This window comes from Paenibacillus sp. 453mf (assembly GCF_900116105.1).
In the GTDB taxonomy this organism is placed as follows: domain Bacteria; phylum Bacillota; class Bacilli; order Paenibacillales; family Paenibacillaceae; genus Paenibacillus; species Paenibacillus provencensis.
The window spans coordinates 169,126-182,383 of the sequence record NZ_FPAC01000004.1 but is presented as its reverse complement, the minus strand read 5'-3'; the positions used below and the strand labels follow the sequence as shown (position 1 = coordinate 182,383).

Genomic DNA, 13,258 nt, shown 5'->3' with positions numbered 1-13,258 from the left:
AGCAAGCAATATATGCTTATAGATAAATTAAATTCTATAAAATAGAATAATTCATTTAATCAAATATGGAGGGCCATGATGAAACTCTCTACCTTTGGATTGGCGATGAGGATGCTCTTTGCCAAAAAACAGCGACTCTTGTTGACTTGTATCGGTATTGGGGTTAGCTTCGGTCTGATTATCGTGATAAGTACGTTGTATGTCTCAATGGAGCGTACCGTGCAAAGGACGATAGATAACGAAGTCGGAGGATTCGATTTAGTAGCAGCACTTAGTCCTCTCGAAGGCAATGATAAAAGGAAGTTATTGACGGAAGAGGAGATTTCCAGATTAAGAACTATGGATGGTGTCATTGCTTCAAGTGTAACCCTTGTATTTCCAGAGCTTGTGACGAATCGAGTCGATCTTGAAGCTAGAATGAAGACTGATATTAATTACGCTGGGGTCGAGCCTAATGAGAGAATAAGAAATTTTCTTGGATTTACGGCAACGTTACAGCTGGGCGAGATGGTGATTACTGAAGAGGTGGCGAGACGCTGGGGAGTCCAGCAGGGGGATACGAAGGAATTCTCCATGAGTAACGACATTGTTCTAAAGAAGGTAGTCCGTGAAATTATACCGGATTATACACCGAATCCTGCAGCAGTAATTTTGCATATAGATGATGTTCGAGAAGAGTACGCGTTAGGTAAGGTTGCTACTAACGTATATCTTGATGTAGCAGACGACATATCTGCCAGGGGTATTGAGGAAATGATCAAATCCGAATTTCATGAAGATATACGTGTTTCACTGACTTCAGATAACAACAATGTAATTAAACAACATACAATGTTTAGATTTATTGCAATTGGACTAGGCAGTATATTAATGCTCGTCTGTCTATTGTTCTTGTCCAGCAGTTTCAAATTGATGTTGCTTGGACGTGTCCGTGAAATATCAACATTTCGAATGGTTGGAGCTAGCAGGTGGGTCATCTATAAGATGGTCATGATGGAAGCGGCCGTGATGAATTTATTAGGCGTTGTGTTAGGGGTTGGTATAGGAGCGTTGTTCTGTCAGCTCGCTGGATTGTTTATTAATTCAATGATGGGAATTGCATTAAACAACGTGGAAATGGATTGGAGAGTCGTCGTTACAATTGCTGTAGTGGGCTGGTTGCTATTAACAATATCTGTGATGAGAATTGCCGTGACTGCTGCGGGATCTGCTCCGCTTGTAGCTGTGCGGCATAGCGAGCAAGAGACATTAAACAGATCACAAGCTTGGATCTCGGGAATTCTGTTCATTATCGGCTGTGTCATGTTAGGTCTGGCGTGGCTAGATTTAATTAGCACGGATACAAGGCTGATATTTACGCTTGTGGGGGGATTGTTAGCAGCAGGGGGATCTATTCTTGGTGCGGGATATATGATTCCGGCCATCTCTCGAATTAGTGGCTGGTTCATTCGCAAATTCGTCATTGCTGAAGCCTACTATGCAATGAAACAGTTCGTAGCCTTACGCAAACAGAATTCGTTCATCGTTATGCTGCTAGCGAGTATCGTGACAGCATTCATTGCTATTCCTACCTTTATAGACAACCTCACGCGTGTACAGACAGAACAAGTAGTGAATAAGCATATAACGCCAATTGTGATTGAGCATAGTCGTGATGTAATGTCTTCCGACGTAGTAGAGCAAGTGCGTCAAATGGAAGGCGTTGATCAGGCGTTACCGGTCGGATCGTTCAGCGCTGTATTGCTTGCAGATCTGGACTATGAACGAGCAGATCCCGAATGGCTAGAGCAGAACAGCTATCATCCTGAGTATCTCCAAGGTACATCTTTATATGAGACGTATGAATATGAATGGATAGGAACTGCAAAGACGGATTTTAAGCTGATGCAGCAAATGGGGTTAATGAAGTTAGATGATGGCGATCTATCATCAGGAATTGTCATACAACCTGAGTATGCTGCTCATATGGGCATAGCATTAGGAGACACGCTATCTCTGCAAAGAACAAGTCTAGGTGAGAGGGCAGAGAAATATGAGATGCCTGTAAGTGGAGTGACAGACCTATCTTTTATTGTGCATGAAACCCATGTTCTAGTAGATTATCAGAATCCGAATGTATCGTGGATTGAAGGTGATAATGACAATTCTAATGAGATTTTGCCCAAAACAATATATGTGCAGGTTAGCGAAGGTGCAGATATTGCTAATGTAAGGGCCGAATTAGAGCATTTACTTCAAGATGACCCGGCAATTAGGGTTACAGATCTAGATTCTGAATTATTGCGCATTGCAGAGCAATCAAGAGAGCAGTATACCATTTTGTGGGCTGTAATGGCCATATTTGTCGTCGTTGGTATCGTAGGGATTATGAATACACTTGGAGCCACATTTCATTCTCATCGCAGGGAGTATGCCATACTGCGGGCAATTCAGCTGACAACAGCCAAATTGAGATCTGTCATGATCGTACAAGGACTACTGTATGCCATTACCGCTATTGTTGTAGGGGTGATTGCCAGTGGCTGGATTCTTACTGGATTGTTTAGTGGGACCAATGAGTTACAAGGATGGACGATCAACGGCTTCACCCTAGCATTACCTATCGTCATTGTGGGAGCCATATCGCTGCTTGTTTCGCTGTTATATTCTAAACAGTTCGGAGCAAAGTCCATTACCGAGGAATTAACAGTGGAGTAGTGGGGAAGTGAGTTCGTTGAGTGATCTTGTACTCGTTCTGTGATTCCTTATTAGTAGAACAGTGAATGCGATGGGAGGATGTACGCTTGGGAGATTCAATATTAGCTGTAAGAAATTTGACCAAGATTTATGGACAAGAACCGAACCAAGTCGTCGCGCTAGATCATGTAGACCTGGATTTGGCAGCAGGAGAGATCGTGATGTTAATGGGACCCAGCGGTTCAGGTAAGACGACTTTGCTTCAGATCCTAGGTGGACTAGAGCCCCCTACCGAAGGGAAGATCAAAGTTCAAAATGGGGAGTGGCAGCAATTTTATCGTGAACCTGAAGTCTCGCATTACCGGCGAGATATGATAGGATTCGTATTTCAATTCTTCAATCTCATTACTTCCCTAACCGCAGAAGAGAACGTAGCATTGCCGCTGATCCTGGCAGGTCAGCCTAAGAAAAAGATTACTTCTCTTACAGAGGAAATGCTTCATTTAGTAGGTTTGTCAGAGCGAAGTAAGCACCGTCCTGCGGAACTGTCTGGAGGACAACAGCAGCGGGTTGCGATTGCACGTGCACTTATTCATAAGCCAGCAATACTGCTGGCGGATGAGCCAACGGGAAATCTGGATTCACGTAATTCAACAGACATACTAGAGTTACTGTTGAATATGCGTGATAAGCTCGGACAGTCGATGCTCATCGTAACTCATGACCCTTATGTTGCCACCTATGGAGATCGTGTTATCCTGTTTCGTGATGGATGCATTGTAGATGAGTACAGTGCGGAACACATGGTTGGAGAGGATCGAAGTGAACGCTCATTGTATATTATGGAGCGCCTCCAATCGATTAGTAGTGAACCGCGCAGTAAGCAGATGCAATTTCCTTAAATAGAGCCAAAGTTCCAGTTTTCCCGTAGTTTGAATTCAGCAGAATATGCATAGAAAGGATGCAGCCATGAAGAAGATGAAACACTCTTTTGGTACAGGCCAGCTGTTATATGTAATGACTACTTTAGTATTGGTTGTGTTGTTATCCGCTTGCTCTAGCGGGCAAGAAGATGCTAGCAAAGAGGTTCAGTCAAGTGTTAGCAACATTCAAGAATCTATTGATAACCTCGCTTCATCAGAAGTAGCCGCTAGTTCTAATCCATATGATTATGTAAAAAATAACGAAGACTTTAAGGCAATTATTGCTGCAGGAGTCGTTGCTTTGCCTGAACTGGAGCAGTTGCTAATTGATTCAGAACAAGATGGCCTTATGGAATATATCTATGCTATAGCGATGGAACAGATATCGAAGGTGGATATGAGACAAGAAGCGGAATGGAGTACAGGGAAGGAATTTTTAACGATATATACGAGCTATATTGAGGAGATCCCCAGCAAGGTAGAATTGATAGCCGATGAACCGATTAACGATGTGGACAAAATCGACCAATTGAAAGCTTTGGGCACTCCGGCGATCCCCTATATTTTCTATGCAATTGAGAATGGACACCCGGAATTAGCACCTGCGCTTGATGATTTGACCGACAATGCGTCGAAGGATGATCGGAGAGAGTGGAGTGTCAAGAATAAAGATCAATTGAATCTGCTCACAAACTTCGTTGAGAAATAAAAATGAGGGATTAATGGTCAGATTATATGGGAAGGTAACCGACAAATCTCACATGAATGACTTATAAATCTATCATAACTAATGGTTATCTTGAGTATGTCGATATAGCTTTTAGCTATAGCTAGATATTGCTTTTAAGTCTTATACAGGATGTAAACCTCCATGCTAGAATCAAAGGAATCAAAAACGACATGTGCTTTCTAGAGGAGGACTTTTATCATGTGCAATAGATTTCAAATCGTAGGCAGCTTGCTGCGTCCGTCGGACTTATTAGAATATAAACATCAGATCGAGCATCGCGATGATATTACCTATCCATTTTACCAAGATTTCGAGGGGTATGAGCAGTCTGAGTCTGCAGCGATTCAAGCTGTAGTTGATAAAGAGATCGCAAATAATATATCTGTTATTACGGATGGAGAATATTCCAAATCGATGTGGCATCTGGACTTCGTCTGGGGCTTCCAAGGCATTAAACGTTACATCGCAGATCATGGGTATTTCTTCAGAGATACGGACGGATCTTCGAAATATGAGACTCGTAAAGATATCGGTTTGCGCATTACAGGTGAACTGAGCGGTAAGAACCATCACTTTATTGATATCTATAAGAAGCTTCAAGCGCAAGCGGGCGATCGTGAAACGAAGCTGTGTGTACCGTCTCCATCCCATATCTTTGGTGAGCTGTCCTGGTCGGATAACATTGGCGGTACTGAATCCGTTTATAAAGACAGACAAGAGCTTAAGAACGGCCTGGTGAAGGCTTATAAGGAATTTGTTGAGGAGTTTGCTGCGGCTGGCGGTAAAATTCTGCAATTCGACGATTGCTTGTGGGAGCTCTTCGCTGATGACAACCCGAACTCTCCATACACAGGCGAGAACATCAATCAAGAGGAAGTGCAGGCTCTCGCTGCCGAATTCATTGATATCAACAACACGGTTATTGACTTCGGCCATAGCCTGGGCCTCAAAATGTGGACGCATAACTGCCGTGGTAACTACGACTCCCGTAATATGGGCGGCGGCTCCTATGCCAAGATTGCGAATCTGTTCTTGAAGCAGCTGAAATACGATCGTTTCTTCCTGGAGTGGGATGATGAGCGTGCAGGCTCACTTGAGGCGCTCGCGGTATTCAAAGACAAGCCTAATACGGAAATTGTACTTGGCCTGCTGTCTTCCAAAACGAATACGCTGGATGATGAAGAGCGTGTACTGAGAATGCTTGACGAAGCATCCAAGATTATTGATAAGGACAGACTGCTCTTGTCTCATCAATGTGGATTTGCGTCCTGCGATGGCGGGAATGAGCTGACCGAAGATGAGCAATGGGCGAAGATTAAGCAAGGGCAACGTATTGCGGAGCAATATTGGGCGAAATAATCTCGAATTAAAATAAAGCAATGAGGGCAGCTATGTTCCCTCCCAGACTGTCGGCGATGTACTTGTCGGCAGTTTTTTCTTGTGATCATAAGTCTGAATTTTTTCTTCGGAACTGCGGTGGCTTAGTTATGTGGATTGTTAAACTTTTACTATCGTTTGATAAGAAGTGCCTAAACATGCTATAAGTGTAGAAGAAGCAGGAGCATGAACAGCGTTGAATCAATTTCATAAATATAGGGATAAAGATTTGTCCTGAAATCATAGAGAGGTTTTTAGATATGACAACTAATTTTTGGCGTGATTTGCCACGTCCTTTTTTTATACTCGCACCGATGGAGGATGTAACGGATGTCGTTTTTCGCCATGTGGTGAGTGAAGCGGCAAGACCTGATGTATTTTTTACAGAGTTTGCGAACACAGAGAGCTATTGTCACCCGGAGGGGAATCACAGTGTGCGTGGGCGGCTCACCTTTACGGAGGATGAACAGCCTATTGTAGCCCATATTTGGGGAGATAAGCCGGAATATTTCCGTCAAATGAGTATCGGTATGGCCAAAGAAGGCTTTAAAGGGATCGATATTAATATGGGTTGTCCTGTAGCGAATGTAGCGGAGAATGGGAAGGGAAGCGGCCTGATCTGTCGTCCCGAGATTGCAGCTGACATCATTCAGGCGGCCAAAGCCGGAGGACTGCCGGTAAGTGTGAAAACTAGGCTCGGTTTCAGCAGAGTAGATGAATGGCGCGATTGGCTGACCCACATCTTGAAGCAAGATATTGTTAATCTATCTATTCATCTACGGACAAGAGAGGAAATGAGCAAAGTAGACGCCCATTGGGAATTGATCCCGGAGATTAAAAAGCTTCGTGATGAGGTGGCACCAGATACGCTTCTGACGATTAACGGAGATATCCCTGACCGTCAAACCGGCCTGAAGCTTGCTGAGCAATATGGTGTGGATGGAGTTATGATCGGGCGGGGTATTTTCCACAATCCATTTGCCTTTGAGAAGGAGCCAAGAGAGCATAGCAGTGAGGAATTACTTGACCTGTTACGGCTGCACCTGGATCTCTATGATCAGTATTCGGCATTGGAACCCCGTTCGTTCAAGCCCCTTACTCGCTTCTTTAAAATCTATGTTCGTGGGTTTCGAGGGGCAAGTGAATTAAGAAACAACTTAATGAACACCAAGTCGACAAGTGAAGTGCGTGCATTGCTTGATGATTTTGCAAGTAAACAGCATGATGGGGCGGAGGAAGAGTAGGGGACTTCCCTAATGGATATTTTTTGCCGTATTCAGTGCGTGTGGTGTTGGAACGATACAATGATTACGGGCCCCTATATATGGTATTATGGTATGATGAGTTAGTTGAACAACAAACGTATTGGGATATATTAAGTGAGGAGCCCTTCTAAATGAAGGGCTTCTGTAACGTTTATTTTGGCAGGGGTAATTTACTATAGGAGATGTCTGATCAAGTATGATAAAAAAAGAACTCGCCCATATTCGCAAGCAGTTTAAAATGGATCACGAAATGCTGAAGCTATACGAAATTCTTAACGTGTATATTATGAAGGAGAGTAATGAGATCTACCATTACGAGCGTCAGCCGTTTGAGATGCTCGATCGGGAGAAGCAGGAGCTGCATATGGCCAACTTCAAGAAGCTGCTAACCGGTGAATTGGATCAGAAGCTGTTCGAGTTAAAGTTTCAGGAGGAAGCGGAGGAACCGACTCGTGAGCTCCTTCATCAAGCGCTGGTGACCGGTGATCCTGATGAGTGGAATGATCTGATGCTTCTGCTCGTGGAGAGAATGCTGGCGGATACTCACTATAAGCAAGATACGGTAATCACTTTCGTTCGAGGACAATATTACCGACCGACGAAGGAAAAAAATGAAGAGGTCGAAGAGAGCGAGAAGAATGAGGTGTTCGCGAACTCGTTTATTTTATGCAGTGTGAATTCCACAGAGCAGCAGAAGAAGGCACTCATGTTTGATTATGTCGAGCGGGAATATAAGTATAATGTCTTTGTTGATCCTATCATTAAATTAAACGCGCCGGAGCAAGGCTTCTTCTACCCTAGCGTAACGGATAATTATTCCGACGTGAATCGTGTTCTTTATTCCTCAGGGAGAGCCAATGAACCAAACTTTCAATTCATTGAGGAAGTCCTGAAGGCCGAGAGAACCATAACTGCGCAAGAGGAGCGGACGATTTTTGAGGATATCGTGAAGGAGGTAGCGGGAGAACATCTCGATGCCGCCACGATCGCTCAGGTGTACGAGGAGATTCATCAGGTCATTGAGACGAACGAGCAGGAAGAGCCAGCAAGGCTGGACTATAAAGACGTGGAACGGATGCTGACTTCGAGCGGTGTGGAGAATGTGACAGCGGAGAAGGTAGAGCTTGCGTTCGAAACGGTCGTTGACGATAAAAATTATGAGCTTAAAGCGAGCAGCGTCATTCCGAAATTCACCTCAAAATCGATTAAGATCGATACGAAGGTGGCTACGATTACAGTGAGCCCACAGGATCTAAAGTACTTGAAGCAGGTGAATTATCAAGGGAAAAGGTGCCTCCTGATTGAGGTCGACGAAGATGCCGTCATCGAAGGGTTTACGCTTGCTACGGAGGATTTGTAGCGTAAGGATTAACAACGGTTTGGTTGATAGGGACAACTCTAGATATCCATTACATGAAGTTAAGAAAGTGTGAGGATGTTACCGATGTATTTATTTGGCATTGTAGTCGCGATAATTACAGGGTTCATATCCCTAGTTGATATTTTATTTGATTTAGATCAATTCGGCAGTGTCACGAAATTATTAGTCAAGATATCAAGTTTATTATTTTGGGCGTCACTTCTATATCTTGTGATCAGAAATGGTAAGAGGAAGTAAAGGCTTGTTCTGTATAGAGAGATTCTCGGTAGTACTCCTGTGAGTGAGGGGTATCTTAGAAAAGGCAGGTGTTAAATGATGGATTTTGAAGCTGTCATGCAGGAGCTTGAAGCTCTCGGCAAGGAACGACTCAAAAAGATGTACATGTCTAATGGTGCCCATGAACCGCTGTTTGGTGTGGCGACAGGTGCGATGAAGCCGATGGCGAAGAAGATCAAGATGGATCAGCCTTTGGCTGAACAGCTGTATGCAACAGGAAACTATGATGCAATGTACTTCGCCGGCATCATTGCAGATGCGAAATCCATGACAGAAGCGGACTTTGATCGCTGGATGGATAGAGCTTATTTTTACATGCTGTCTGATTATGTTGTCGCGGTCACCTTGGCAGAAACGGATATTGCTCAAGAGGTGGCTGATAAGTGGATTGCAAGCGGAGATGAGCTGAAGATGTCAGCAGGATGGAGCTGCTATTGCTGGCTGCTCGGCAGTCGCCCAGATGTTCAGTTTACGGAGAGTAAAATTGCCGGTATGCTGGACATGGTTAGAGAGACGATTCACGAATCTCCTGAACGGACCAAATCCTCGATGAACAATTTTGTGTACACAACAGCCGTGTCCTATGTCGCGCTCCACGATAAGGCGGTCCATACTGCACAGGCAATAGGTCCTGTTGAGATGAAACGGGATAATAAGAAGCCCGCCATCTTGCTCGCAACCGATAATATTCAAAAAGCGGTGGACAAGAACCAGCTTGGCTTTAAACGCAAATATGTGAGATGTTAGGCATCCCATCACAATAAGACATTCGAGAGTAACCCTCGAGTGTCTTTTTTTCACATTTAAGAGTCATGTCAGCTCGTAGTTAACCAGACGGTCTACTGGGAGAGTACTCCTCTTAACAGAGATAACTCTAGGTTTTTAACATGTTTTTCATCATGCGGATGATAATTGTACTTGGTTTGCGGAATGAGGGTATGATAAAATTTTGAGTAAAACGCCTGTTCGCAACTTTTATAGCATATGGGGGAACAACATGAATATTAACGAATTTCAGCATTGGGTGAAGGATTATTATCAGCAGCGTCAATGGTCAGATCTGAATATCTTTGTTCGTATCGGGTTTCTTGCTGAGGAAACGGGAGAGGTCGCGCGTGCAATTCGTGCACTAGAGATCGGACGAGATCGCCCAGATGAAATAGAAGGCACATATGAGCAGAATAAAAGGGAGCTGACAGAAGAACTGGGAGATGTGCTGGGTAATCTAGTTGTGATTGCCAATAAGTACGATATCTCTCTCGAAGATATTTTAGAGGCACATAAAGATAAGCTCCAAGCACGGTACGCATCAAAATAATAAGAATGGAGTGTGGGGTAATGAAATCAATCGCTGTATTCTGTGGCTCCAGTGAAGGAAGCACTTCTATATACAAAGAAAGTGCAGCACAGCTGGGTCAGGTGCTGGCTAAACAACAGATCACTCTTATTTATGGCGGATCAAATGTAGGGCTGATGGGAGCTGTTGCTGATGCGGTCTTGGAACACGGTGGCCGAGTGATCGGCGTGCTGCCTCATTTTCTGCAATCTCGTGAAATTGCGCATAAGGGCTTATCCGAGCTCATTATGGTGGATTCCATGCACGAGCGTAAAGCCAAGATGGCTGAATTGGCAGATGGATTTATTGCTCTTCCGGGCGGACCTGGAACGATGGAAGAATATTTTGAAATATTTACATGGGGCCAGCTTGGGTTACACCAGAAGCCATGTGGCTTGCTAAATATCAATGGATATTTTAATTCGCTGGTATCTATGTTTGATGTTATGGAGCGTGAGCAATTCATGCAGCCGAAATATCGATCCATGATCCTTACGGATCATACCCCGGAAGGTATTCTTCAGCAGTTCTCGACTTACAAGGCTCCTTCTGTTAAGACTTACCTCACTGAAGAGCGTACTTAACCTAATGAGGCATTGTTTCCGTAGTTTATTCGGCATGAACCCTGCAATTATACCGGGATCATGCCTTTTTCAATTGGAGGACAGTTAGTCTGTGAATCAGCTGCTGGGGTTATTAAAAAATAAATATTAATTCCTTAGATTCCGATTGCGATATCTGGCATCGGTCTCGATGTCATATAACCCGATATAGTCATTCGATCCGCAGTTTTAACCTGATTCAGCTTGTAGAAATCGTTTAGCCATTCTTCATGCAGGTCTTCATAGATCTGGACAGAAGTCAGCTCGAATAACAAAACAGCCCATCTTCCAATGAAGGAGTATGGGCTGTACGAGTTTGAATTTTTTTCGAGTGTAAGCAGGATTGCTTCTACATGTGAAGTCAGGTCCTCGCTTCGTGGCTATCCTTGAAAATTAATGAACTCTTTATTAATCACTTGGGCATCTTTGAATCCCATTTTATATGCTGTCTTCATAACACGGGTGTTACTTTGCAAAAAGAGATCCTCTAATAATCCGATGCTGTTGTCCAATTTGTCGGGAGTTTGATCTTTGATCGTTTCGAGAGTCTCACTGAAGAGCTGATAAAGGTCATTGTGCTCCTTTTCGCATATCTCTACAATATCCTGTGATCTTCTTTCCAACACATCTTTTATCATTTGTTCTACCATCGATAAGCCCTCCAGTTGATGTCCATTTTTCTAAGTTAGTTATTGCTTAGGGGTTCTTCATCGGTAAGTCATGTATAAGATGAATAATCAACATTCTCGTATACATCATACCTTCTCCGTGTCGAAAAATTTGTCACCTTATGTCGAAAGGCTCTTAGGTAATATTTTCTTAAACGAATCAAGAGTTATGAAATTGATTCAAATGCTTTTATGAATATGTATAATCTCTTGTTTACGATATTGGCCTGGCGTCATGCCGGTTTCCTTTTTAAACATCCGATTGAAGGAGGAGAAATTGACATATCCGACCTGGGAGGCAATCCGGTTGATCGTAATGTCAGTCGTGATTAACATCTCCTGTGCTTTTTCTACTCGGACACGATGCAAATGCTCGCTGAAGGTGCTGCCGGTTTTTTCTTTGATATAGGTTGATAAGTAAGTGCTGGACATATTGAGCAGATCGGACAGATAGTTAAGTGACAGGTCCTGGTGGTACTTCTGCTGAATGATATCAAGCACATATACGGCGAGCGTATCTTTAATTCCGACAGTTGGTTCGCCCGGATCCTCTCTCTTATCTAAGGCTTGCATATGAACGTTTGGCTGCTGCTGTTGCAGAAGTGGAGCTGGTAGTGCATCGGCCGGTTTGGTAATCAGCTGAATCCGCTGAGATGCAGGGGCTTGTCCAATCAAGTGAAGGGTCTGCTGATAGATCTCGCTGAGGAGGAATTGTCCAGGGTATGAATCACTGACAGCAATTTGCAGTTTCCGACCATCTAACAACTCCTGCTCCCATAGAGGAATTTGCGCTTCTAGATTGGCAATAAGCACGTCCCGGTCTGTGTTATAGAATATGGAGATGATGTGCATCGGTTCGATTTGAAACGTATGAGTAGAAGGTGCGCAGGCTTCAGCAAATTGGCGGATCGTAAGGATCCTATGGTGTGCGTTATCACAGGATGAAGATTTACACATTGGGTTATCTGCACTAGCCTCGATCTCGGTAAGGGAGTTATACAAGACAATAATCGTACTGCTGGCAGGGGGATGTTCTCCTGCCCTTTTTAAATCTGGGTTAAGACGCTTGATTTCATTGATATGATCTAAAGTGATGATGGAAGGCATGGTTTCGGCTGCCCACTTCATATAATAGTTGCGTTCTTCTAATAGGCGGTTCACTTCAAGTACGGCTGTATTGAGGTTAATCCGGGAGTCCATGTTCAATGGCACATGGCTGGACAATGCTTGACCGATCGCCTTGATCGGAGTACGGATCTGAGTGTAGAACAGGAACAGCCCTGTCATGCATATAGCGAGTAACAAGTACAAGACGGCTAAGATGGTGCCCAGGAAGAGGGATGACCGCGCTACTTCGGCATTACTTACGGCACTTATCCATTTCGTTCCATTCAAGGTTTCAGTATAAAAATAGTATTGGTTATGCGATTGGGCTATATTTTGGCCAGGCTGGAATGTAGGAATGGGCATGGAGACTGCTGATGTGTCTGAACTGTACAACTCCATCCCATTTGCAGCGAATACGATGAGGTTATCAGGAAGGAGCCCCTGGTGAGATGCTTCTACAAGATGATGGGAAATATCCATATGTGATTGTGAGTCAGTCAGCCCGACAGCTGTATGCTCCAGCTGGAATAAGTATTCTTTTATCGCTTCATTAATAACTGCCCTATTTAGTATGGAGGTGGTAAACAAGTACAGGATAGCAATAAGCGCAAATATCGTCGTCATGCCGGTTATGGATCTGCCGTCCCACCTAATGCTCATCTCAATGAACCTCCCCGAGAACATGCTGTATCTTACAAATACTAATAGAGAATTGTTTCATATATATGTAGGAAATGTAATAGGAGTGTTAAGAAACTTAGTGTCGATATTTCAGAATTTTTGCATTTTTTTCACTTCATGCTTTTTTGCGGTGATTAGCTAAAAAAATGTATATGTTCCAATTAAATGTTCATTGTCGTCTTCCTTCCTCTTCGGATACCCTTTAAAAGGTCATCATTATACAATATGAGGAGATG

12 protein-coding genes are annotated in these 13,258 nt (G+C 43.6%); 9 read left to right on the top strand and 3 right to left on the bottom strand.

The annotated features are described in order from the left end of the window. The first annotated feature begins 78 nt into the window (after nt 1–78). The 9 genes from BM415_RS18300 to BM415_RS18260 all read left to right on the top strand — a co-directional run bounded on the left by BM415_RS18300 (nt 79) and on the right by BM415_RS18260 (nt 10,548). Nucleotides 79–2,697, top strand: a complete 2,619-nt coding sequence (locus tag BM415_RS18300) for an FtsX-like permease family protein (protein ID WP_211753676.1) — start codon at nt 79–81, stop codon at nt 2,695–2,697. An 86-nt stretch (nt 2,698–2,783) separates the two neighbouring features. Beyond that, nucleotides 2,784–3,578: an ABC transporter ATP-binding protein gene (locus BM415_RS18295; RefSeq protein ID WP_244533566.1), complete on the top strand. Its 795-nt coding sequence runs from the start codon at nt 2,784–2,786 to the stop codon at nt 3,576–3,578. Between the two features lie 67 nt (nt 3,579–3,645). Beyond that, nucleotides 3,646–4,308 (top strand): hypothetical protein, encoded by a 663-nt coding sequence (locus BM415_RS18290; protein ID WP_091160492.1) that lies wholly within the window; start codon nt 3,646–3,648, stop codon nt 4,306–4,308. Between the two features lie 219 nt (nt 4,309–4,527). Further along, the gene (locus BM415_RS18285; protein WP_091160490.1) at nt 4,528–5,688 is read left to right on the top strand and encodes a cobalamin-independent methionine synthase II family protein; all 1,161 of its coding nucleotides are present in this window, start codon (nt 4,528–4,530) and stop codon (nt 5,686–5,688) included. A 278-nt stretch (nt 5,689–5,966) separates the two neighbouring features. After that, the gene (locus BM415_RS18280) at nt 5,967–6,950 is read left to right on the top strand and encodes a tRNA dihydrouridine synthase (protein ID WP_091160489.1); all 984 of its coding nucleotides are present in this window, start codon (nt 5,967–5,969) and stop codon (nt 6,948–6,950) included. Between the two features lie 217 nt (nt 6,951–7,167). After that, nucleotides 7,168–8,331, top strand: coding sequence for a DUF4317 domain-containing protein (locus BM415_RS18275; RefSeq protein WP_091160487.1), 1,164 nt, complete (start codon nt 7,168–7,170; stop codon nt 8,329–8,331). 336 nt (nt 8,332–8,667) lie between these two features. Next, nucleotides 8,668–9,375, top strand: a complete 708-nt coding sequence (locus BM415_RS18270; RefSeq protein WP_091160619.1) for a DNA alkylation repair protein — start codon at nt 8,668–8,670, stop codon at nt 9,373–9,375. A 250-nt stretch (nt 9,376–9,625) separates the two neighbouring features. Further along, nucleotides 9,626–9,946: a MazG nucleotide pyrophosphohydrolase domain-containing protein gene (locus BM415_RS18265; RefSeq protein WP_091160485.1), complete on the top strand. Its 321-nt coding sequence runs from the start codon at nt 9,626–9,628 to the stop codon at nt 9,944–9,946. Between the two features lie 20 nt (nt 9,947–9,966). Further along, on the top strand, nt 9,967–10,548 hold the full coding sequence (locus BM415_RS18260; RefSeq protein WP_091160484.1) for an LOG family protein: 582 nt from the start codon (nt 9,967–9,969) through the stop codon (nt 10,546–10,548). Between the two features lie 134 nt (nt 10,549–10,682). Here BM415_RS18260 and BM415_RS25180 read toward each other — a convergent pair whose 3' ends face one another. The 3 genes from BM415_RS25180 to BM415_RS18250 all read right to left on the bottom strand — a co-directional run bounded on the left by BM415_RS25180 (nt 10,683) and on the right by BM415_RS18250 (nt 13,001). Beyond that, nucleotides 10,683–10,841: a hypothetical protein gene (locus BM415_RS25180; RefSeq protein WP_170862548.1), complete on the bottom strand. Its 159-nt coding sequence runs from the start codon at nt 10,839–10,841 to the stop codon at nt 10,683–10,685. Between the two features lie 105 nt (nt 10,842–10,946). After that, entirely contained in the window at nt 10,947–11,216 is a 270-nt protein-coding gene (locus BM415_RS18255; RefSeq protein WP_091160482.1) for a hypothetical protein, read from the bottom strand. A 198-nt stretch (nt 11,217–11,414) separates the two neighbouring features. Further along, the gene (locus tag BM415_RS18250; protein ID WP_170862547.1) at nt 11,415–13,001 is read right to left on the bottom strand and encodes a helix-turn-helix domain-containing protein; all 1,587 of its coding nucleotides are present in this window, start codon (nt 12,999–13,001) and stop codon (nt 11,415–11,417) included. Between the last annotated feature and the right edge of the window lie 257 nt (nt 13,002–13,258).

Excerpts from the sequence above, each read along its gene's own strand:
- BM415_RS18265 (WP_091160485.1), top strand. The coding sequence starts at position 9,626 with ATGAATATTAACGAATTTCAGCATTGGGTGAAGGATTATTATCAGCAG.
- BM415_RS18280 (WP_091160489.1), top strand. The coding sequence starts at position 5,967 with ATGACAACTAATTTTTGGCGTGATTTGCCACGTCCTTTTTTTATACTC.
- BM415_RS18270 (WP_091160619.1), top strand. The coding sequence starts at position 8,668 with ATGGATTTTGAAGCTGTCATGCAGGAGCTTGAAGCTCTCGGCAAGGAA.
- BM415_RS18285 (WP_091160490.1), top strand. The coding sequence starts at position 4,528 with ATGTGCAATAGATTTCAAATCGTAGGCAGCTTGCTGCGTCCGTCGGAC.
- BM415_RS18260 (WP_091160484.1), top strand. The coding sequence starts at position 9,967 with ATGAAATCAATCGCTGTATTCTGTGGCTCCAGTGAAGGAAGCACTTCT.
- BM415_RS18250 (WP_170862547.1), bottom strand. The coding sequence starts at position 13,001 with ATGAGCATTAGGTGGGACGGCAGATCCATAACCGGCATGACGACGATA.
- BM415_RS18300 (WP_211753676.1), top strand. The coding sequence starts at position 79 with ATGAAACTCTCTACCTTTGGATTGGCGATGAGGATGCTCTTTGCCAAA.
- BM415_RS18255 (WP_091160482.1), bottom strand. The coding sequence starts at position 11,216 with ATGGTAGAACAAATGATAAAAGATGTGTTGGAAAGAAGATCACAGGAT.
- BM415_RS18290 (WP_091160492.1), top strand. The coding sequence starts at position 3,646 with ATGAAGAAGATGAAACACTCTTTTGGTACAGGCCAGCTGTTATATGTA.
- BM415_RS18275 (WP_091160487.1), top strand. The coding sequence starts at position 7,168 with ATGATAAAAAAAGAACTCGCCCATATTCGCAAGCAGTTTAAAATGGAT.